The organism is Qipengyuania sp. L-5Y (assembly GCF_056859455.1).
The window spans coordinates 1-21,236 of sequence record NZ_JBSXOM010000015.1 but is presented as its reverse complement, the minus strand read 5'-3'; the positions used below and the strand labels follow the sequence as shown (position 1 = coordinate 21,236).

Sequence of the window (21,236 nt, the reverse complement as noted above, 5' to 3'; positions counted from 1 at the left end):
ATGGCGACGTCGGCAGAACGGCAGACCGGTGGGTCGGTGAGGGTTACACTGTGGATCCTGCTGATCGTCTATATCTTCAATTTCATCGATCGGCAGATCGTCAATATTCTCGCCGAGCCGATCCGCATGGAACTCGGCCTGAGCGACACGCAGATCGGATTGATGACCGGGCTGGCATTCGCGCTGTTCTACACCGTGCTCGGATTGCCGATTGCACGGTTCTCGGACCGTTCGACCACCAACAGACCATGGCTCATCGGCGGGGCGCTGGCGATCTGGTCTGCGATGACGGCCCTGTGCGGACTGGCGCAGAATTTCGCCCAGCTTCTGCTGGCACGGATCGGCGTGGGCGTTGGTGAAGCAGGCTGTACACCCCCCGCGCACTCCCTGATTGCCGATCTCGTCGAACCTTCCAAACGGGCATCGGCGCTTGCCTTCTATGCCCTGGGAATTCCCGTCGGCACGCTCCTCGGGATGTTCATAGGCGGGTTGCTGGCAGACGCGGTGGGGTGGAGAAACGCGTTCCTGATCGTTGGTCTGCCCGGATTGATCCTCGCGATAATCGTCTTCACCACCCTGAAGGATCCGCGGCGGACGGGGCTCGTCAAGCAAACAGCTGCCCAGGCATCGGCTGGACAAATGCCCTTGAAGGACGCGCTGAGGGCGATGTTCAGTTCCCGCGCTTTCGTGCTTCTGGTGATCGCCGGTTCGGCAGCTGCGTTTCTTGGCTATGGGAAAATCACCTGGATCACGATCTTCTTCCAGAGAACGCACGGCCTGACACCAGGAGAGACGGGCTTCTGGTTCGGCGTCGTCAATGGCGGTGCGGGTATCGCCGGCACCATGCTGGGCGGATATATTGCCGACCGGTACGGCGCGAAGAACCGCAGGCATGTTCTGACCGCACCGGCCCTGGGAATGGTGCTCACCATCCCATTCGCGCTGTGGGCGTTCATGACCGACAACTGGTTCCTGGCTCTGTTCCTGCTGATCATACCGACGCTGTGCAACTCGCTATATTACGGCCCCACATACTCGAGCGTTCAGGGTCTCGTCCCGCTTCGGGCACGCGCGATCGCAGCTGCAGTATTGCTCTTTTTCCAGAACCTGATCGGCCTCGGGCTTGGGCCTCTATTCTTCGGTATGCTGTCCGACATGCTTCAGCCTGCGTATGGAGAGGAAAGCGTCAGGTATGTGCTTTACGGAGCCACATTCCTCGGGCTCGTTCCCGCATTTTTCTTCTGGCGCTGCTCGCTGCGACTGGACGAAGAGCTCGACCGTAAGGACTGATCCGGCTCTCGAACCGGGGCCACCAGTTCAACCAGGACGAAACTGATCAGCATCAAGAGAAACCAGCTGCCCAGCTTGGCAAGGCTGACCATCTGCCAACCGTTCTCCTGACCGGGATAAGTCCAGGCGCGCGCGAATGTGCCGATGTTCTCCGCGCCCCAGATGAACAGGGCAACGAGCAGAAACCCCAGCAAGAGCGGCATCCAGCGATGTTCGCGCCAGTTGCGGAAATAGACCCTCGTTTGTGCAAACAGTAGGATGGTCGCCGCGAAGAGAGCGAGGCGTATGTCGGGTAGCCAGTGATGGGCGAAGAAATTCACATAGACCGCGGCGGCAAGCAACCACGTCCAACCACGCTTTGGATAGCCAGTGTAGCGGAAATCGAAAATTCGCCAGACCCTTGCGATATAGCTGCCGACGGCCGCATACATGAACCCCGAGAAGAGCGGGACCGAGCCGATATGTAGGATGCTTGCTTCGGGATATACCCACGAGCCGGCGGCTGTCTTGAACAGTTCCATGACCGTGCCGACCACGTGGAAGATCAGGATCACCTTCGCTTCCGCCCAGGTTTCCAGTCGAAAGGCGAGCATGCCGCCTTGAATGGCGACTGCGGCGATCGTAAGGAAATCATAGCGGTGAACCGGCGCGTCTTCCGGATAGAAGAAGTGCGTGGCCAGAAGAAGCGCGAGCATGAGGCCGCCGAACAGGCACGCCCAAGCCTGCTTTATGCCAAACAGCAGAAATTCATACAGCCCAAGGCGCCATCCGGTACCTGGATCGAACCGTTCGAGGCTGAGGCGAATTCGAGCGAAACGTGAGTGATCGAACTCATCCGATCGCAACGCTGTCATCAGGCCAGATCAGCGCGCCGGTTCAAGATGGGCTGGGCCATCCGGAGAAGAGGGCAGGGGGCGGAAATCCGCCTTGTCGTTGTGCATTACCATGACGCTGCAACCGTCAATCTTCTGGTCAACTGCGGCAATGAAATAGGGTTTGTCAGCCGTTGCAGGCTGGCGATCCAGTTTGGGCAAAACGGAGTCCTGGCGCGCTTGCGTAATCAGATCGTCGCACGCGTCTCGCTCGATATCCAGAGTTCCCAAGACCGGCATTGCCGATCGAGGCGCGCTGTGCGTGGCTTCGCTTTCAGGTGAAGATGCCGCTATCGACACGGCGGCTGCGCAAAGCAGAAATGTAACTCTCATCGACATTCTCCTTTCCACGCACGGTAAATCAAAATTCAACGGAGTTACAAGATGGGGTTCATTTGGCCGCGTCAGCCCTGCTTGCGGCTCAGTTCGCGCATCGCATCATCCAGCCCGTCGAGCGTTAGCGGGTACATACGATCATTGACGATGTGTTTCATCACCTTGGTCGACTGCGAATAGCCCCATTGCTTTTCGGGCACGGGGTTCAACCATACGGTTGCCGGGTAGGTGTTTACCACGCGCTGCATCCACGTGGCACCAGCTTCTTCGTTCATATGTTCCACACTGCCGCCGGGATGCGTGATTTCATAAGGGCTCATCGCGGCGTCTCCAACGAAAACGACTTTGTAGTCATGCCCATATTTGTGGAGCAGGTCCCAGGTCTTGGTGCGTTCCTGCCAGCGACGGCGATTGTCCTTCCAGACGCCTTCGTAGAGACAATTGTGGAAGTAGAAGAATTCCAGATTCTTGAATTCGCTGGTCGCAGCGCTGAACAGTTCCTCGGTGATCTTGATGAACGGGTCCATAGATCCGCCGACGTCGAGAAACAGGAGCAGTTTCACCGCATTGCGACGTTCGGGTCGCATATGAATATCCAGCCAGCCCTGCTTTGCCGTACCTTCAATCGTCGCGTCGATATCCAGCTGGTCGGCGGCGCCTTCACGGGCAAACCGGCGTAGACGGCGCAGGGCCATCTTGATGTTGCGAGTGCCGAGTTCCTTGGTGTTGTCGAGATTCTTGAATTCTCGCTTGTCCCACACCTTGAGCGCGCGCTTATGCTTGCTTTCGCCGCCTATACGCACGCCTTCCGGGTTGTAACCGGAATTGCCAAAGGGCGAGGTGCCACCCGTGCCAATCCACTTGTTACCGCCCTGGTGGCGCTTTTCCTGTTCTTCGAGCCGCTTCTTCAGCGTCTCCATGATCTCGTCCCAGTCGCCCAGGCTCTTGATTTTTTCCATCTCCTCGTCGGAGAGAAATTTCTCGGCCACAGCCTTGAGCCAATCTTCGGGTATGTCGACAGGGTTCTGACCGTAATCGCTAAGGACACCTTTGAAGACCCGCTGGAAGACCTGGTCGAACCGGTCGAGCAGGCCTTCGTCCTTCACGAAGGTGGCCCGGGAGAGGTAATAGAACGCCTCGGGCGATTGTTCGATGACATCGCGATCCAACGCCTCGATGAGCGTCAGGTGTTCCTTGAAGCTTGCGGGGATGCCCGCAGCGCGGAGCTCGTCGACGAAATTTAAGAACATCGGTAATGTCTAGCGCGTGCCGATCCGTCGCACCAGTCCTGCTTTGCCACTCGTCGCGGAGGCCATTTAACCGTCCGCTAACCACCCTTCGTTAGGAGGTTCGCAAACAGGGACAAAGGGGTCACAACAGCCATGGAACTTAGCGCGATCGATGCCCGGGGCGCATCGGCTCTCGACAGGATACCCGAAGCGTGCGGGAAGGTCACCGTGGGCTGTTCCGATGTCGCCGGTATCGTTCAGGGCGTGATCGATTCCTTCGGCCATCTGCGTAGCGAATATGTCGAGTTGCAGGGTACCGTACGCGCCCTCGATGAAGACCAGAGTAAAGTCCTGGAGGCGAGCGACGAAGCGCGTTTGCTTTCCGAACGCGCCATCGAACGCCTCAACGACGGCACGACGCTTATCAGCAGCTCGCTCAACGAGATCGGCAATCTCCTGAGCCTGGTCGAAACACTGACGGAGCACGTTACCGGCTTTGCTGCGGCGATGGATCAGGTGCGGCGATCCAGCCAGGAAATCGACCAGATTGCCGAAACGACCAACATCCTCGCGCTCAATGCCACCATCGAGGCCATGCGGGCCGGTGAACAGGGACGCACCTTCGCCGTTGTCGCGAACGAGGTAAAGGCGCTAGCCAGCGAAACGCGCAAGGCGACTGAGGAAATCAGCCGGACCGTCGATATGCTGGGCGGCGAGGCGGAGCAGGTCATCGAAAAGATCCAGAGCGGTGCCGCGGCCAGCACGCAGGCCAAGAACTCCGTCGGTGCGATCGAAGACACGATGCGCAGCGTCACCGAACTGCTGCTCGAGGTCGACGGACAACAAGACCAGATTGCCCGCAACACGGCCACGATTTCCGATCACGTTCACCGGGTTCAGGACGTGCTCGGTGATTTCGACGGTGCCGTCAGCGAAAACGAAAGCAAGCTCGCGACAGCGCATGGGCGCATGGAAGAGCTTGAACTGATCGCCAGCGACATGTTCGACAAACTGGTGAAAGCGGGTCTATCGCCGCAGGACAGCTCCATGGTCGAGAAGGCGCAGGGACATGCGCAGGAGATCGTCGCACTTGCCGAGCAGGCCATAGCCGCGGGCGAACTGTCGATGGATCAGCTGTTCGATCGGAACTATCGCCAGGTTCCCGGTACCAATCCGCCCCTTTACCGCACGGCGCTGAGCGAGTGGGCCGATGCCAATTGGCGTCCGCTGAACGATCGTGTGAGCGGCGAAGGCGGGGCCGTCATCATGTGTTCGCAGGCAGACATGAGCGGATTTCTTCCGACCCACGTTACCGCGCATTCGCGCCAGCCGACGGGCGATCTGGCACATGACACGAAATACTGCCGCAATGGCCGCATTATTCTGGAAGGGATCGACCACGTCGCCAAGGCGACAACCGATCCTTACACGATGGCGGTCTACCGCCAGGAAGGCGACGGCAAGAACTACATGGTCGTGCGCAACGTCTATGTGCCGCTTCACATCGGCGGGCGACGCTGGGGCGATTTCGAGCTGGCTTACAGCTTCCGGTAAAATCGACGGTCGGGAAGGGCGACGGGACTGCAAACGTCAGCCCCATCGCACACCGAATTATTGCTGGCGCCGGGCCATGAACGCGAGGCGTTCGAACATCATAACGTCCTGTTCGTTCTTGAGCAGGGCGCCGTGCAACGGCGGGATCGCGGCGTTGGGATTGGCATCCTGCAGCACGTCCAGCGGCATATCTTCGTTGAGGAGCAGCTTGAGCCAGTCGATCAATTCGCTGGTCGAGGGCTTCTTCTTCAGGCCGGGCACGTCACGGATTTCGTAGAAGATTTCCATGGCCTTGGTGACGAGAGATTTCTGAATGCCCGGGAAGTGAACTTCGATGATGTCGCGCATAGTGTCGTGATCGGGGAACTTGATGTAATGGAAGAAGCAGCGGCGCAGGAATGCGTCGGGCAGTTCCTTTTCATTGTTCGAGGTAATCACCACGATCGGGCGTTCTTTCGCTTCGATCCGCTCGTGCGTTTCGTACACGTCGAAGCTCATGCGATCGAGTTCCTGCAGAAGATCGTTCGGAAATTCGATATCGGCCTTGTCGATTTCGTCGATCAGCAGGACGGGCAGCTGCGGTGAGGTGAAGGCTTCCCACAGCTTTCCCTTCTTGATGTAGTTGGCGATGTCGTGAACGCGCTTGTCACCGAGCTGGCCATCGCGCAGACGGGCAACGGCGTCATATTCATACAGGCCCTGCTGCGCCTTGGTGGTCGATTTCACGTTCCATTCGATCAGGGGCGCATCGATGGCCTTGGCGATTTCATGCGCGAGGACCGTCTTGCCGGTACCCGGTTCGCCCTTGACCAGAAGCGGGCGGCGCAGCGTTACCGCGGCGTTGACCGCCACCTTGAGATCTTCGGTGGCGATATAGGACTTCGTACCTTCGAAACGGCTCGGTTCGGTCATCGGTTTTCCCTTGCAACTTTACGTAAGCGTTAGGGGCCACAGAAGTGAAGGGCAAGGGGCATCTCGAACCCAAGCGTGACAGCGACCGGGGGTGGATTAAAAACTCCATATCCTTCTATTACTCTGTAAAAACAGATGCATAGGGGGAAATTGATCAAACTCAATGTCACCTTAGTTATCGCCGGCAGCAACCATCCCGACTGCCGGTCGATGTAGCGACATGCACGAATTCCCCGTTGTAGGAAAATGTCCAGTCGCGTGACGATGGCGAAAGAGGGCGACACCCCGGCGGTATCTTTGCCGAGCCTTCGTCCCTACTATCGAAGATCAGATCATCCGTCAGGCCGCGAGGAGACCCCATGCCGACCGAAACCATCACCATTGCGACCAATGCGGGCTATAATCTGGAGGGTTCGCTCGAATTACCGACGGGTCTGGTGCGTGGTGCTGCGCTGTTCGCTCATTGCTTTACCTGCACCCGGCAGAGCAGGGCGGCGGTACATGTTTCCCGTGCCCTGGCGAAGCAGGGCATCGCCTGCCTGCGGTTCGACTTTACCGGGCTTGGTGGCAGCGAGGGGGATTTCGGGCATGCGGGCTTCGCCACGGATATCGCAGACCTGGTTGCTGCGGCAGAGCATTTGCTCGAGCGCTTCGCACAGCCGATCCTGCTTGTGGGACACAGTCTGGGCGGCGCAGCGGTTCTGGCGGCGGCGGATGATATCGGTTTCGACAGAATCGCTGCCATCGCCACGATCAGCGCCCCCAGCGACGTGCCGCATGTCCTTCAGCGCATCGACGGCGATATCGACGCCATACGAAAGGAGGGGGAGGGCACGGTCACAATCGGCGGGCATTCCTTCACACTCAGCCGCGAATTCATCGAGCGGGTAGAGGATGTCGATCTGCTTTCCCAAGTCAGCAAGTTGAAGCGGCCGCTGCTGTTCCTCCATTCGCCCACCGACGAACTGGTGGGGATAGAGAACGCCACCGCGCTATTTAGTGCAGCGAGGCATCCGAAGAGCTTCGTCAGCCTGGATCACGCCGATCACCTCTTGCTGGACGACAAGGACGCCGCGTTCGCAGCCTATGTCATCGCCGCATGGGCGAGCCGCTATATCCCTGTAAGGGACGATTGGCCGATGCCGGAGGAAGGCGTGGTCGTTAAGACGGGCCATGGCAAATTCGGAACGGAAGTACACACGGCCACCCACCGCTTCGTAGCCGACGAGCCGGCCGACTATGGCGGTGACGATAGCGGTCCCACGCCCTACGATCTTTTGACCGCGGCGCTGGGGACCTGCACGGCCATGACGATGAAAATGTATGCGGACCGGAAAGGCTGGCCGTTAGGCGGTGTGACTGTGCAGGTGACGCATGAGAACAATCACGAATGCGTGCATGCCAAGGCGATGGAAGACGGAACCAAGATCCAGGCGCTCAATCGCCGGATCGCAATCCACGGCGATGAACTGGACGACGACCAGAAAGCGCGAATTATGGAAATGGCGGACAAGTGCCCGGTTCACCGCACACTTGAAGGCGAACTGCACATCCACACCGATCCGCTTTAGAATTGCGGAAAATTGATACCCGGCGACAGGCTTCACGCTTTGCGCAGAAGCGTCGCCAGGCATCTTTCGTAGCCTGTTAACTGAGCAGGCGCGCGACCTGCTGGACGGCAAGCACCACGAACAGGATTGCAGAGCCCGCGAGCGTCAAGTTCGCGACCACACCATTCCGGGCATGGGCTGGCACCCGTTCGGAATTGTTGAGCATCAGCAGCGTAACGGCCAGGAACGGCATGAACAGCGCGCCGAACGCCCCGTAGATGATGACCAGCAGGAACGGCCGGTCTGCAAACAGCAGGATCATGGGCGGGAATGTCAGCCAGGCGAGATAGAACTTGTAGGCACCACTGCCTTCATGGCCGCCTTCGCTCGCGCCGCGTAACTGGTACCACCAGTCGGAGAAGAACAGGCTCATGCCCTGCCAGACACCCAAGAGCGATGAGAGGGAAGTCGCCGCAAAGCCCACCAGGAACAAGGTCGCGATGGTCGCGCCGAAGCGTTCTTCGAGCACACCGGACAGGCCCAGCAGGCCCTTGTCGCTGTCTTCAAGCGCAATACCTGCAGAATAAAGCAGTTCCGCGCCCACGATCAGCATGGCGATGACGAAAATGCCGGTAACGATATAGGCCAGCGCATTATCCACCCGCATCATCGGGAACCACGGCATGCCGCGCCAGCCCTTGGCCTGCGTCCAGTAACCATAGGCTGCGGTGGTGATGGTCCCACCCACGCCGCCGATCAGGCCCAGCGTATAGAACAGCGATCCTTCGGGAAGTTCGAACGTCATCCCGCGTGCCATGTCGGGAAGGCTGGGCGCCACCAGGAAAGCGAGGCCGACCATGATGATGAACATGAGGCCAACCAATATCTTCATGACGATTTCGAAGGTTTCGTACCTGTTGAACCATACGAAGACGAAGCCGAAGATACCGGCGATGATCGCCCAGGCTCGCAGGGGCAGTTCCGGGAACAGGGCTGTCAGGGGAAGGGCGGTCGCGCTCATGGCAGTGGCCCCGTAGATGAAGCCCCAGATGATGACGTAAACGCCGAAATACCAGCTCGTCCATTTGCCCAGGGAGCGCCAGCCCGCCAGGATCGTGGACCCAGTGGCAAGGTGATAGCGCGCCGACCCTTCGGAAAGGGCGATCTTGACGATGCAGCCGACGACCGCCGCCCACAGCAGGGCATAGCCAAAGCGGGAACCGGCGATCAGGGTGGCGACGAGGTCGCCTGCACCGACACCGGTCGCGGCGACCACGATGCCAGGCCCAAGATGGCGCCACATCTGCCCGCGGGTGGGCGGAGCGGAATGCGCATCGGGTCCCTCGGAGCTGGCGGCCGATGGGCCAGTCTGCGCAGTTACGCCGGTTTCAGTATTCATGTCTCTCCCCTGTGACCTTGGCGGCCCTTATGGTGGAACAAAATCAGAAGCGGTAGCTCAGCCATGCTGTCGCAAAAAAGCTGTCGGCATAGCCCGCGCGGGTCAGGACGTTTCGCGCGACGGTGTACTCGGTGCGTGTACCCATGAAGAGGCGCGGCGTGATATTCCACCGGGTCTGCATACGGATCATGTCAGCCACCTTATGCCCGGACACCTGATCGGTGCCTATGTAAGGGCGGTTGATGGGGCGATAGACTGCGTCGGTTTCTTCCGGACGATAGCTGAGCTGGTATTCGAGATTGACCGAAAAGTTCTTGAAGGCCTGGAAATTGAAACCGGGCGTGACCGCCAGCAAATTGGTCGGCGTCATGGTGATCTGATAGCCGAACGGCGCATTGATGCCATAGGGCGTGGTGGCCGTGCGCAATGTGCCCGTGCCGCTGGTGCCGTTGCCCCCGCTGCCATAATCGAAGCGCAGACCGACCGAAGGCGCGGTGCGATCTTCGCCCAGACGATAGGTCTGCGACAGGAATACCTGCCAGGCGGAAATGTCGCGATCGCCAAATGATCCGGACTGGTAGTTCGCGTTCCAATCCACCGTGATCGGACCCGCGCTGCCCCACAGACGTGCGCCCGTATACAGGCGCCGATCATCGGCAATTTGTGGCCCCCACGTGAGATCGTTCTGCCTCAACCGCCAGACGAAGGGATCGAAGTACAATTTCGATCCCCCGAACATATCGGTCGGCAAGACGAAACCGAGATTTACACCGCTGAAGCGGGTATCGTCGTCGCTGCGATCGTCGCTGGTGCCACTCGCGCCGAGTTCGGTGAACTCGAAATCGAACAGCCCTGCGCGAACGCGGGAGCCGCGAACCCATGTCCGCAGGCCGTTGACGACGAAGCGGATAGTGTTGAAATCGCGTGATCCGATCAACAACGCGGACCCATCGAGAAATTCCTGGCGGCCGTAGCGCGCACCAGCCTCGAGCCCTGCGATATCACCGCTGACTTCCGCGAAGGCTTGCTGAACGACGAGGTCGTTCTTGAAGTTGGTCTGCTGGGTTGTGAGATTGCGACCGTCGAGCCCCCCATGGGCGATCTCGGCGAAGAGCCGGACATTCGGCCCTAAATGCAGGTCCGCGCCGCCTATCACCCGGAGCCGGTCACGCCGTTCGGTAGGGCGTTCGACCAAGCCGGTGTTGGTGAGGAAATCGCTACGGACGCGAATTTCACCCGAGAGGGTCAGATAGACTTCGCCGTCGTCCGAAATGGGCAGGAATTTAAGTCGATCCAGGAAATCGTCGCGTTTTGCCTGGTCGGCCATGGCGCGCCAATCCTCGGTCCAGCGGGTCGAGGCGAGGCGACCCACGACCTGACCTTCGCCGATTGCTTCGCGTGGGTAGGGATCGGTTGTGGGTATCTCGTCCTGGCCTTGGCCTACATCGCCCGCGGCCTGCGTCAGGCAAACCGCCTCGCCACGCTGGGACAGGTTACGGCCGGGGTCGCCCATGAAACCGCACAGCCGGTAGCCGCGATCCGGACCTATGCCGCCAATGGCGTGACGCTGTCGGAAAGGGGAGACAGCGCAGGTGTGTCCGAGAACTTCGTCGCCATTTCACGTCTGGCAGACAGGATCGGAAAAATCACAGCAGAGCTTCGCAATTTCTCCCGAAAACGGACCGACAAGCTTGAAGATGTACGATTGAGCGACGCCATGGCAGGGGCGCAACTCATTCTCAAAGAGCGGTTGCGGCCGATCGAGCTCGATCTGGCACCCGAAATGGAGACACTGACGGTCCGCGCCGGCCGGGTTCAACTGGAGCAAATCCTGGTCAATCTGCTGCAGAATTCGGCCGAGGCGCTGGTTGATGTGCCGGATGCAAAGGTCACCATAAGTGTACGAAAAGAAAACGGAATGATTGTCATGAACGTTGCCGACAATGGCCCCGGTCTGTCGAAAGCGATGATTGCGCGACTGTTCACTCCGTTTTCCACCGAGCGTGAGGGCGGGCTGGGGCTTGGCCTGGTGATCGCCCGTGACATCGCACGAGATATGGGCGGAGATCTTCGTCATGTCGCCAACGGCGGGAAGGGCGCGTCGTTCGAGCTTACCTTGCGCCCGACAGGAGAAGTGCCGTGACGTCTCGCGGACCGGTGATGGTCGTTGACGATGATGCGGATCTGCGCGCATCATTAAGCCAGATGCTGACACTCGCCGGATATGAGGTCAGCGAAGCGCGCGACGGCGCCGAAGCGTTGCGAGCGCTAAGTCGCGAATTCGCCGGACCAATCGTCAGTGACATCCGTATGCCGGGAGTGGACGGGATCGAGCTGCTCGAGGCAGTGTGCGGCATGGATCCCGAACTCCCAGTGATCCTGCTGACCGGTCATGGCGATGTTGCGATGGCGGTAGACGCCCTGAAATCAGGGGCTTGGGATTTCCTGACCAAACCCTTCGACCCGCACGAGCTTGAAGGGGCCGTATCGCGCGCGGCGGACAAGCGGCGACTGGTCTTGGAAAACCGCCAGCTTAAGGCCATGGCGGGGAAGGGGGCGCAGACATCCCCGATCATCGGGCATTCCGCCGCTATCGAACAAGTGCGCCAGACGCTGGCGGCGCTGGCCCCGACGCCGATCGATCTGCTGATCGAAGGGGAAAGCGGAACGGGAAAGGAACTTGCGGCACGTGTGCTGCACCATGATTCCCGAAATTCGCGGCGGTTCGTTGTGCTGCCCTGTGCAGGTATAACGGAAGCGATGGCGCAGGATCGGTTGTTCGCACCCGATGGCCCCATTGCCGATGCGCAAGGTGGCACGCTCTTCATCGATGACCTACATCGTGCCGGGCCGCTGCTGCAGTCTCGCCTCGCGGAATTTGCGGAGACGCGCCAGCTCGGCACTCTCGATCGGGATCAGGCGCTCAGCGTGGCCTGCCGGGTAATCACAACGGTGGCTCACCGTGACGATCTCGCCAAGATCGATCCCGCCTTGCTCTATCGCGTATCCAGCATGCGAATAACGCTGCCGCCGTTGCGCAAGCGTCGAGAAGACATTCCGTTGCTGCTTACCCATTTTCTGGGAGAGGCGGCCCAAAAACATGGGCGTGATCCGATCCAGCCCGATCGGTCCACGTTGGATTGGGCGGCGGGCCATCGATGGCCCGGCAACGTCCGCGAGCTCGAAAATCTGGCCGAACGCATGATCCTTGGGCTGGAAACAAGTTTTGGCGTTGGAGAGCAAACGCAAACATTGCCGGAGCGGCTCGAGGCTTTCGAGCGCAACCAGATCATCGCCACGCTGGCCGCGTCAGGCGGCAGCGTCGCCAAAACGATCGAGCGCCTCGGCATTCCGCGCAAGACGTTTTATTACAAGGCGAACAAGCTCGGCATCGATCCAGCGCAGTTCCGTGGCGACTGAATCAGACGATCGCTTGCGAGGATTTCATTTGGTGGTGTTTGCGCGGGGGTGTCCGATCCTGGACGGACCGACAGAAATCCAAGATTGATAATATATATTATGTTAAATTGAGTGCGGGTCGGGTTAGCGCACGATGTCGACGAATAAAATGACGATGGCGAATATACCCGCCCATGCACCGGCCATATAAAGACCTTTCTTCCAGTTCACGTCGTGCGAGCGAAATGCCGATGCGACCAGTATCAGAAAGCCAGTCAACGAAATCAGCGACACGATCTGATACTCGTTCATACTTCAAGGCCCAGTCCATCGAAGCCGACCACGACGTCTTTGGGCACTTCATCGCACAACGTTCGATAGTCCATGCTCTTGTCCATATGAGTGAGGACAGTCTTCCGAGCCTTGATCTTGCGCGCGAGATCGATGGCCATCTCGAGATGCGCATGAGTCGGATGAGGACGGCGGCGCAGGCAGTCTACGACGAGAAGATCAGGTCCTTTGAAGCACTTGATCATTTGCGGGGTGATTTCGCTGAAATCCGTCGCATAGACGAGAGATTTGCCATCTGCTTCAAAGCGAAATCCGGTGCTTGTTACCGGCCCGTGCGGCATCTCGACGAACTGAAAGGAAAATCCCGCAACCAACTGAGCATCTTTGACATTTTTAAGTCCAATCAGCGTGGGATATCCGAACTGGCCCTCGAATATATAGTCGAACCGCCGACGCAGCCGCTCGCACGTTCCAGTGTTGGCGAAGCCTGGTAAGGGATTGCTTCGATCGTAACGCATGACGCGAAGATCATCGATTCCGTGGCAATGATCGGCGTGATCATGCGTCCAGAAGACGGCGTCCACCTTTTCGATGTCATTTGCCAGTAGTTGAGCCCGCAGATCCGTCGATGTGTCGACGAGGATCCGCTGTCCAGCATCATTCTCAACGATGATCGACACGCGGGTACGGCGATTGCGCGGTTCGTTCGGATCGCATTCGCCCCAGTCGTTACCGATACGGGGCACCCCCGTGGAGGTACCCGAACCGAGCATAAGGAGCTTCACGGTACCGCCTTGCTGAAGAGCGCATAAAAATTCCGGGTCGTGTATTCAGCCAGGCTGTCGAGACTTTCGCCGCGAAGGTCCGCCAGGAATTTTGCCGTATCATGCACGAAACCGGGTTCACATGTCTTGCCACGGTGAGGAACCGGAGCAAGGAACGGGCTGTCGGTTTCGACCAGTAGACGGTCTTGAGGAATGGCTTTGGCAAATTCCTGCAGGTCGCGAGCATTCTTGAACGTAACGATGCCCGATATGGAAATGGACAGCCCAAGATCGAGTACCTGCTGACCAAAGTCGGCCGATGCAGTGAAGCAATGAATGAGGGCCGGAAAGGCCCCCTCCCCCATTTCATCCTTGAGGATGGCAAGAGTGTCATCCTCTGCATCACGCGTGTGAATGATTACAGGAAGTTGCAGCTCACGCGCGACATCGATGTGAAGGCGAAACAGGTGCTTCTGCGCCTCGCGGTCGGAATGATCATAGTAATAGTCGAGACCGGTTTCGCCGATACCGATGACCTTCCCACCCCTCGCCGCAGCCAGGAGGTCAGCCCTTTCGAGCTCTGAATGCTCATCCGCATGATGCGGGTGAATGCCGACACTGGCGTAAACATCCGCCGTTTTCTGCGCCGTGCCGACGACCTGCGCCCATTCGGCTTGTTTCGTCGAAATATTGAGAAAGGCCCGAACCCCAAGTCCGCGCGCACGATCGAGCACGGCTTCCTGTTCGTCGACCAGCCCCTCATATTCCAGGTGACAATGGCTATCGACCAGCATCACGCAGCCTCTTCGGTGGGAAGTTCCAGGCGCGGAAAGATAGGGGTAGGTTTGTCGATCGCGTGCTCGGCGGTTACCAATTCGCCAAACCAGCTCTGGTCCGAAAGATCGGCGTAACTACGGCGATCGGTTGAAATGCCGAGTTGATCAAGCACCGCAGCTGCTTTTTCCGGTACGACCGGTTGGATCGCAATAGCGAGATCGCGGATAGCAATAAACAAGGTCTGCAGTACCGCCTTCATCCGGTCGGGGTCAGTTTTCTTGAGCGCCCAGGGCGCCTGTTCATCGACATAGGCATTACAGGCATAAACGGCCCTGAGCCATGCTTCGATCCCAACGGAGAAGTTCAGCTTCTCGAACTCTCGCGGCAGTTCGGTTGCGCACGCGTCAGTGACCTTTGCCAGAAGCTCATCATCGGCGGGCTGCGTTTCGAACTGCTCCAGCTTACCATCCATATTCTTGGCGATCATCGACAATGTACGCTGTGCGAGATTGCCGAAGCTGTTGGCGAGTTCAGCATTCACCTTGTTTACAAGAGCTTCTGCCGAATAGCTGCCGTCCTGGCCGAAGGTTACCTCTGCCAGAAGGAAGTAGCGCAGCGCATCGACGCCGAATGTTTCGGCAAGTTCCATCGGGTCGGTGACATTCCCGAGCGACTTCGATTCCTTCACACCCCGGTTGAGCAGGAAGCCATGGCCAAACACCTTCTTCGGCAGCGGCAGATCCGCGCTCATCAGAAAAGCCGGCCAGTAGATCGTGTGGAAACGAACGATGTCCTTGCCGATCAAGTGCAGATCGGCAGGCCAGAACTTGTCCCATAACTCGCCACCATCCGGATAACCGAGGCCCGTGATGTAGTTCGTCAGAGCATCCACCCAGACGTACATCACGTGGCCGTCATTATCGGGAACCTTTACCCCCCAATCGAAGCTGGTCCGGCTGACGGACAAATCCTGCAATCCGCGCTCGACGAAAGCGACCATTTCGTTACGGCGACTCGCCGGCTCGATGAAGCCTGGCGCGTTCAGCACGTCCAGAAGCGGTTCGGCATATTTGGACAAACGGAAGAACCATGTCTCTTCCTCCGTCCATTCGACAGGTGTTCCCTGCGGGGATAGCTTTTCGCCCCCCTCCCCTTCGACGAGTTCCTTTTCGTCGTAGTAAGCCTCGTCACGAACGGAATACCATCCTTCGTAGCGGTCGAGGTAGAGATCGCCTTTGGCTTCCATCGCCCGCCAAATTGCCCGGCTGGCGCGATGATGATCATCATCGGTTGTTCGAATGAAGCGATCATAGGATATGTTCAGAACATCGAACAATTCCTTGAAATACCCGGACATTTCATCAGCTAGCTCACGCGGACTCTGGCCCAGATCGCGAGCTTTCTGCGCCATTTTCAGGCCGTGCTCGTCTGTTCCGGTTTGAAAACGGACGTCGCGTCCGCGCAAACGTTGGAAACGGGCGACAACATCTGCTGCAATCGTCTCATAAGCATGGCCGATATGCGGCTTGCCATTGGGATAGTGGATTGCGGTGGTAAGGTAATACGGTTCAGCCATCGGCTCGCTCGCTAGCGGTGGCAGCGTTGGCGAGCAAGGTACCGATTTCCATTGCGAGCAATCCGGCGTCGAAATTATAGGTCGGTTGTTCGCCGGTGAGGCGGACCAGTTCACTGTGCGTGTCGATTATCCGGCGCGGGTCGGACAGATTGTTCTCAAGCCTCTGACCCACCACCGATCTCGCAAGTTCCAGCACGGCGCGGATGCGGTTGCGATCGGGGCGTCCGCCGATCAGGCCAGCCAGTGTCCCGCGCATTCGAAAATCAGGGTCACCCCGATCCAGAATAGCGCGCATTTCCTGGGCGACTTTGCCGAGTTCCATATCGACGAATTCGAGAGCGGCACCGGGCGACCCTGCTGCCGCGGCAATCGCTGCAGACCGGGTGGCATCGTCAGCGCCTGGGGACAACTGGGTCAGCAGTCGGTCCATCTCGTTATCGCTGACGGTCGGGAAGCGAAGGACGCGGCAGCGCGAACGGATCGTGGGCAATAGCCGGGCAGGACTATGCGCAACGAGGAGGAAGTACGTGCCAACGGGCGGCTCCTCCAGGCTCTTCAGCAGAGCGTTCGCTGCGTTTCGCTCGAGATCGTCCGCCGGGTCGATAATGATCGCCCGCTTTTCGCCCATAGTCGGCCGCGTGCTCAGCCGGTTTTGCATGGCGCGGACTTGGGAAATCCGAATTGAGCGAGCCAGTTCGAAGGACTTTCCTTCGGCGCGTTTACGCTCTTCCTTGTCGTCCTTCGGCGCGAAGGAGAGGACGTGAATATCGGGATGCTGGACTGCCTGTCCATCGGCCCCGACCAGTTCGCGAGCAGCGGCAAGCGCGAATGTAGCCTTGCCGACGCCGCGCCGACCGGCGAGCAGCCATGCATGATGCATTCTGTCCCCGGCCATGGCCTTGTGCCATTCGCGCCAAGCTGCTTCATGGCCGAGCAGGGTCATGCCGTAACCTCGAACCGCTGCGAAATGGCAGCGACAACCTGCTGATGAACCTCTTCGATCGATCCGGAACCATCGATGACGGCAAACCGGTCCGGTTCGGTATTGGCGAAATCGCGAAACGCGGCGTTCACCGCCGCGTGGTAATCTGCGGCTCGCCCGCCAATGGCGTCGCTCGCGCCGCCATCACGCTTGGCCAGGCGCGCGGCGACCGCATCATTCGGCGCGTCGATCAGGAGCGTCAGATCGGGAAGCAGCCCGGCGCTACCGATCCGGTGAAGGTGGCTGACTTTATCGTCGCCCAATCCACCCGCGATCGCCTGATAGGCACGGCTCGAATCGATAAAGCGATCACACACAACCCAGGATCCCGCCTCGAGCGCCGGCCGGATCCTGCGCGCGACGTGATCGGCGCGGGCGGCAGCGAACAGCAGCGCTTCGGCCTCGGGCGTCCACCCCTCCCCCGGAGGAGACAACAGCAGATTGCGGATAGCTTCGGCCCCTGGAGTGCCGCCGGGCTCGCGCGTCAATTCGACCTTGATTCCATCCCGCTGCAGCCAATCCGCGAGCAGTCTGGCCTGGGTCGACTTGCCCATCCCCTCGCCGCCTTCGAAGGCGATGAAGCGGCCACGGGTCACGTTGCCCAACCCTTGAAGGCATTGAACACACGCTGGAGCGCAGTCGCTTCGATGACCTCCTCACCTGCTACCAAAGGCACACGGTGTTGTGGCATGCCGGCTATCGAGACGACCAGTTCGGCCACCTCCTCCCCCTTGGCGACAGGCGCTTGCAATGGCCCTTCGTATCGCAAGGACAGGGAAACGTCCGGATTGCTGCCACGGGGAATGGATATGCGCACGCCGCGCGGGGCGATCAGCCTGACTTCGGATACTCCGCCGTCCTGTACCTGCGCGCTGGCCACACGTTCCCCTTCGCTGAACAGGACGCGGCTTTCGAAATTGCGAAAACCCCATTCGATGAATTCACGCGCCGCCTTGTTCCGGCCCCTGCCGGTCGGACTCGCCGCCACGACCATCACAAGCCTCTGACCGTTCCGCTTCGCCGAGCCGAGAAAGCCGTACCCTGCCTGATTGGTAAAGCCCGTCTTGATACCATCGGCCCCTTCAACGACGCCGGAGATGGGGTCGTGATTGCGCTGTTCGATGCCGTTGTATTTCAGACCCGTCGCGCCCACGAAATGCCGATATTTGGAGGGATGCCGGGTGACCATTGCTTGCGCCAGCGTGCCGAGATCACGGGCGGTCACAAAGGTCTTTCCGCCGTCCATCCAGCCATTGGGCGTCCCGAAATAGCTATTCGACATTCCGATCGCATGAGCCCTCGAATTCATCGCGGCGACCCAGTCCTCGACCGATCCGGCCGCACCTTCTGCCAGCACGACGGCTCCGTCATTGGCCGAAACGGTGGTGATGCCATGCAGGAGATCGTCGACCGTCACGCGAGCGTCGGCGGGGAGAAACATGGTCGAACCCTTGCGGTTCCATTTGCGGAACGTGTCCGGTCGAACACCATAGACTTGCTGAGGGAACAGACGGCCCTCTTCCATCCATTCGAACGCCAGGAACGTGGTCATCACCTTGGTGATGGACGCGGGCATGAAGCGGCGATCAATGTCGCGCTCGTACAGTACCTGTCCGCTGGACGTATCGAGCAGATAGGCAATCGGCGCATCCTGCACATCAGGAATCCGCGCAGTCACCTTGTTCTGCGCACCCAGAGGTGTTGCGATAAGAATCGTCGTCAGCAGAGCCAGCGAAATCAGGCGGTTACGCAAGTTTGCTCCCGTGCCGGGCGAGAGCCGCGGCCTGTCAGTCGAGTGAATGTATCAGAGCATCGCTATAACCGCGCGCGCGCAGCTTGGCGAGCACCTGTTCCGCCTGTCCACGGCTTGTGAAGGGCCCGACGCGAACCAAGGAGAACCGACCGCTGGTAGCGATGCTGCCATCGACCTCACGCGCAAGCTTCTCGGCATTGGTACGGATGGCAAAAGCCCCGAGTTGCACGACATAGCCACCTTCCGCAGATGGCAGGTTCGATGGTTGGACCGGTTCAGCAGCGCCTTCAACCGCTTCGGCCAATTCGACACCTGGCGTCATGGGCGCGGCGACTGCAGCCTGCTCGACGTCCTCCGGCTCAGTCCGCTCTGATGTCATGACGGCTTCGCTTGTCGGGTCGATTGCCGTCACGATGCTGTCGTTAGGTTCCTTGCCGCTGACCATAGCCTGGCGCGGATCGCCAAGCGGCGCGGCGCCCTGTTCCGGCAAGCGTCGGCGCAGGACCTCGAGCAGACCAGCGGGCGTGTCCATGCGAAGGGGGGCTTCATTTCCGGCACGAAGGTCCGCCCGATGGTCTTCGGGCGGATTTACGCGTCGCATGCGGATCGGTGCTCCTGCGACAACGCCCAACTGCGCTAAAGCGGGTGCAGACAGGGCCACCAGGCCGTCGCCGGTCATCGGCCCGCGCCGTTCAAGCCTAACGAGGATTGTTCGGCCGCTATCAAGCGATGTCACCTCGACATAACTGGGAAGCGGCAGGATGCGGTGCGCTCCGGTTATGCCCGACGCGCTGGGGGCGTCTTCGGTCACATAGCCGACCTGATCGTAATTCATCGTGTCGATCGGCGTGTAGGTAACGCCGTCGATCACATAAGACTCGCCGATTACCACCGGGTAATCCGCTGCCGGACCGGTCCTGACAGACGAGGAGGTATCGTCCGGCTGGACCTTGGCATAGCTCGCGCCACCGGCAGGGGCGAGCGCGGCCAATGCAGTGACTACGGCAAGCGCAGTCTTAATTGGCGATTTCATCAGCGAGCAGCCCCACACTCATCGCGTAATAGTTCGAGCAATTATACTCGAGGATAACCCGATAGTTCGAAGTCAGCAGCCACGCCGGCGTGCCCGGCCCGTCAGGCTGGAACAGCGTCGCGAGCGTATCATCACCAATCGCGCGTTGTGGCTGTATGCCGAGGCTGCGCCATTCGCGGACCGGCTTGTAAACGCTATGGCGCTCGTGCACGCGCGAGCAGACAGGTGCGACGATGGGGCTGCGGTAGGCGTTCACGTTGAAGCCAGAGGGAACCGAGGCGCGTACACCCCAGGGTTGACCGGTGCGCCATCCGGCATCGCGGAAATAATTGGCGATAGAGGCCAGCGCATCAGCGCTGTTGTTCATGATATCTGCCCGGCCATCACCATCGCCATCCGTAGCGAGCCGCAGATAAACCGATGGCAGGAATTGCGGATTGCCGAAGGCACCTGCCCAGCTGCCTTTCAGTTCGTTACGCGAGTAGCCCTTGTCAGCCACTTTCATGAGCGCAACCCATTCGCTCGCAAACAGATCGCGGCGGCGACCTTCCCAAGCGAGGGTAGCCAGCGATTGCGACAAGTCGAAGCCACCCTTCACGGCGCCATAGGCTGTTTCATGCCCCCAGATGGCGACGAGAATTTCGGCCGGAACCCCATATTGCCGTTCGATCGCCCGTAAAGGGCCAGACCAGGTCGCGCGGGCACTGCGCCCACCACTAATCCGTGCCGAATCGACATGCGTGGCGATGTAAGGCGCGAGCGGAGGATAGCCGGACCCACTCGACGAACCAGGCTGGCTCTGATCGAGTTCGATCACACGACTGCTTGGCTGAAGACCCGACGTCATTCGTTGCAGCGTAGCCTCGCTGACCCCGTCCGCCCGCGCGCGCGCAATGAGCAACTGCAGGTAGGCATCGAAACTCAGATTGTCCTGAGCATTCGCCGGCAAGCCTGGGATCGCGAGTGCTAACGCCCCGAGGGCGGCTAAAAATCTTTGAAAAATCATGGAGAGGTTGTCGCAGAGTGAAGCTGAACGGCAAGTGTCATCTGTCGTGTACGGAGAACCCGCTATCGATGTTCCCGCAAACACGTGACAAATCGAAAAGATACGACTAGCTAGCCTCGGCTCGCGGACAGGTGGCAGAGCGGTTGAATGCACCGGTCTTGAAAACCGGCAAGGGTGCAAGCCCTTCGTGGGTTCGAATCCCACCCTGTCCGCCACCACCCTTTCCCTCATTTTCCGCCGATGACCTGAAAAAGCCAAGCATTTGCGCGGCTTATCAGGTGATTCGGGTCCCACACTGTCCTTGCTCATCCATCGGTGTCCGATTGGATTTGTGGGAATAAATGTGGGAGAATTTGAAGCCATGGGTAAGCTTTCAGCAACAGCGGTAAAGGCCGCCTCGAGACCCGGCAAATTAGGCGATGGCGACGGGCTTTACCTCGTGGTGAAGCCCTCCGGCACGAAGAGCTGGATGGTCCGGGTGCAGAAAAACGGCAATCGCCGCGATTTCGGTCT

At 59.4% G+C, this 21,236-nt stretch carries 21 protein-coding genes and 1 tRNA gene; 7 read left to right on the top strand and 15 right to left on the bottom strand.

Translation table 11 applies throughout. The annotated features are described in order from the left end of the window. Complete coding sequence (locus tag AC13F2_RS01090; RefSeq protein ID WP_397490703.1) at positions 1 to 1,290, top strand: spinster family MFS transporter; 1,290 nt, start codon at positions 1 to 3, stop codon at positions 1,288 to 1,290. On the opposite strand, the gene AC13F2_RS01085 is transcribed toward AC13F2_RS01090, so the two are convergent. The 3 genes from AC13F2_RS01085 to AC13F2_RS01075 form a co-directional block, all read right to left on the bottom strand. Further along, positions 1,200 to 2,144, bottom strand: a complete 945-nt coding sequence (locus tag AC13F2_RS01085) for a DUF817 domain-containing protein (protein ID WP_482964014.1) — start codon at positions 2,142 to 2,144, stop codon at positions 1,200 to 1,202. The two genes, AC13F2_RS01090 and AC13F2_RS01085, sit on opposite strands and share 91 nt — an antisense overlap. A 9-nt stretch (positions 2,145 to 2,153) precedes the next feature. After that, complete coding sequence (locus tag AC13F2_RS01080) at positions 2,154 to 2,495, bottom strand: hypothetical protein (protein ID WP_482964015.1); 342 nt, start codon at positions 2,493 to 2,495, stop codon at positions 2,154 to 2,156. Between the two features lie 71 nt (positions 2,496 to 2,566). Next, positions 2,567 to 3,748: a vWA domain-containing protein gene (locus AC13F2_RS01075; protein ID WP_221598439.1), complete on the bottom strand. Its 1,182-nt coding sequence runs from the start codon at positions 3,746 to 3,748 to the stop codon at positions 2,567 to 2,569. Between the two features lie 132 nt (positions 3,749 to 3,880). Here AC13F2_RS01075 and AC13F2_RS01070 point away from each other — a divergent pair, with 132 nt between their 5' ends. Next, complete coding sequence (locus AC13F2_RS01070) at positions 3,881 to 5,281, top strand: methyl-accepting chemotaxis protein (protein ID WP_196846174.1); 1,401 nt, start codon at positions 3,881 to 3,883, stop codon at positions 5,279 to 5,281. Positions 5,282 to 5,338: 57 nt separating this feature from the next. Here AC13F2_RS01070 and AC13F2_RS01065 read toward each other — a convergent pair whose 3' ends face one another. Further along, entirely contained in the window at positions 5,339 to 6,193 is an 855-nt protein-coding gene (locus AC13F2_RS01065; protein ID WP_482964016.1) for an AAA family ATPase, read from the bottom strand. Positions 6,194 to 6,552: 359 nt separating this feature from the next. Between AC13F2_RS01065 and AC13F2_RS01060 the strand changes: the two genes are divergently transcribed. Further along, positions 6,553 to 7,764, top strand: coding sequence for a bifunctional alpha/beta hydrolase/OsmC family protein (locus AC13F2_RS01060; protein WP_482964017.1), 1,212 nt, complete (start codon positions 6,553 to 6,555; stop codon positions 7,762 to 7,764). Positions 7,765 to 7,840: 76 nt separating this feature from the next. Here AC13F2_RS01060 and AC13F2_RS01055 read toward each other — a convergent pair whose 3' ends face one another. Continuing rightward, complete coding sequence (locus tag AC13F2_RS01055) at positions 7,841 to 9,142, bottom strand: Nramp family divalent metal transporter (RefSeq protein WP_482964018.1); 1,302 nt, start codon at positions 9,140 to 9,142, stop codon at positions 7,841 to 7,843. Between the two features lie 43 nt (positions 9,143 to 9,185). Next, positions 9,186 to 10,514: an alginate export family protein gene (locus tag AC13F2_RS01050; protein WP_482964019.1), complete on the bottom strand. Its 1,329-nt coding sequence runs from the start codon at positions 10,512 to 10,514 to the stop codon at positions 9,186 to 9,188. A gap of 63 nt (positions 10,515 to 10,577) precedes the next feature. Here AC13F2_RS01050 and AC13F2_RS01045 point away from each other — a divergent pair, with 63 nt between their 5' ends. Both AC13F2_RS01045 and AC13F2_RS01040 read left to right on the top strand, forming a co-directional pair. Continuing rightward, the gene (locus tag AC13F2_RS01045; RefSeq protein WP_482964020.1) at positions 10,578 to 11,285 is read left to right on the top strand and encodes a sensor histidine kinase; all 708 of its coding nucleotides are present in this window, start codon (positions 10,578 to 10,580) and stop codon (positions 11,283 to 11,285) included. Then, entirely contained in the window at positions 11,282 to 12,562 is a 1,281-nt protein-coding gene (locus AC13F2_RS01040; protein ID WP_482964021.1) for a sigma-54-dependent transcriptional regulator, read from the top strand. The genes AC13F2_RS01045 and AC13F2_RS01040 overlap by 4 nt, the downstream gene beginning before the upstream one ends. A gap of 123 nt (positions 12,563 to 12,685) precedes the next feature. Here AC13F2_RS01040 and AC13F2_RS01035 read toward each other — a convergent pair whose 3' ends face one another. The 9 genes from AC13F2_RS01035 to AC13F2_RS00995 are packed head-to-tail and all read right to left on the bottom strand — an operon-like array spanning position 12,686 to position 20,723. Next, positions 12,686 to 12,853 (bottom strand): hypothetical protein, encoded by a 168-nt coding sequence (locus tag AC13F2_RS01035; protein WP_196846170.1) that lies wholly within the window; start codon positions 12,851 to 12,853, stop codon positions 12,686 to 12,688. Then, positions 12,850 to 13,617, bottom strand: coding sequence for an MBL fold metallo-hydrolase (locus tag AC13F2_RS01030; RefSeq protein ID WP_196846169.1), 768 nt, complete (start codon positions 13,615 to 13,617; stop codon positions 12,850 to 12,852). Before AC13F2_RS01030 ends, AC13F2_RS01035 begins: the two co-directional genes overlap by 4 nt. Then, positions 13,614 to 14,390, bottom strand: coding sequence for a TatD family hydrolase (locus AC13F2_RS01025; protein WP_482964022.1), 777 nt, complete (start codon positions 14,388 to 14,390; stop codon positions 13,614 to 13,616). The genes AC13F2_RS01030 and AC13F2_RS01025 overlap by 4 nt, the downstream gene beginning before the upstream one ends. Further along, positions 14,390 to 15,949 carry a methionine--tRNA ligase gene (gene metG, locus AC13F2_RS01020; protein WP_482964023.1) on the bottom strand — a complete coding sequence of 520 codons (1,560 nt, stop codon included), beginning with the start codon at positions 15,947 to 15,949 and terminating at the stop codon, positions 14,390 to 14,392. Before metG ends, AC13F2_RS01025 begins: the two co-directional genes overlap by 1 nt. Further along, positions 15,942 to 16,892 carry an AAA family ATPase gene (locus AC13F2_RS01015; protein ID WP_482964024.1) on the bottom strand — a complete coding sequence of 317 codons (951 nt, stop codon included), beginning with the start codon at positions 16,890 to 16,892 and terminating at the stop codon, positions 15,942 to 15,944. Before AC13F2_RS01015 ends, metG begins: the two co-directional genes overlap by 8 nt. Next, positions 16,889 to 17,527, bottom strand: a complete 639-nt coding sequence (tmk, locus tag AC13F2_RS01010; protein WP_482964025.1) for a dTMP kinase — start codon at positions 17,525 to 17,527, stop codon at positions 16,889 to 16,891. Before tmk ends, AC13F2_RS01015 begins: the two co-directional genes overlap by 4 nt. After that, a complete protein-coding gene (locus tag AC13F2_RS01005; RefSeq protein WP_482964026.1) occupies positions 17,524 to 18,684 on the bottom strand; it encodes a D-alanyl-D-alanine carboxypeptidase family protein in 1,161 nt (386 codons plus the stop codon). Before AC13F2_RS01005 ends, tmk begins: the two co-directional genes overlap by 4 nt. A 34-nt stretch (positions 18,685 to 18,718) precedes the next feature. Then, positions 18,719 to 19,717, bottom strand: a complete 999-nt coding sequence (locus tag AC13F2_RS01000; protein WP_482964027.1) for an SPOR domain-containing protein — start codon at positions 19,715 to 19,717, stop codon at positions 18,719 to 18,721. Beyond that, the gene (locus AC13F2_RS00995; RefSeq protein WP_482964028.1) at positions 19,701 to 20,723 is read right to left on the bottom strand and encodes a lytic murein transglycosylase; all 1,023 of its coding nucleotides are present in this window, start codon (positions 20,721 to 20,723) and stop codon (positions 19,701 to 19,703) included. The genes AC13F2_RS01000 and AC13F2_RS00995 overlap by 17 nt, the downstream gene beginning before the upstream one ends. Positions 20,724 to 20,848: 125 nt before the next feature. Between AC13F2_RS00995 and AC13F2_RS00990 the strand changes: the two genes are divergently transcribed. Further along, positions 20,849 to 20,938: transfer RNA gene (locus AC13F2_RS00990), tRNA-Ser, on the top strand. 146 nt (positions 20,939 to 21,084) lie between these two features. Next, the coding region (locus AC13F2_RS00985; protein WP_482970438.1) for an Arm DNA-binding domain-containing protein at positions 21,085 to 21,236 on the top strand (152 nt) is incomplete at its 3' end.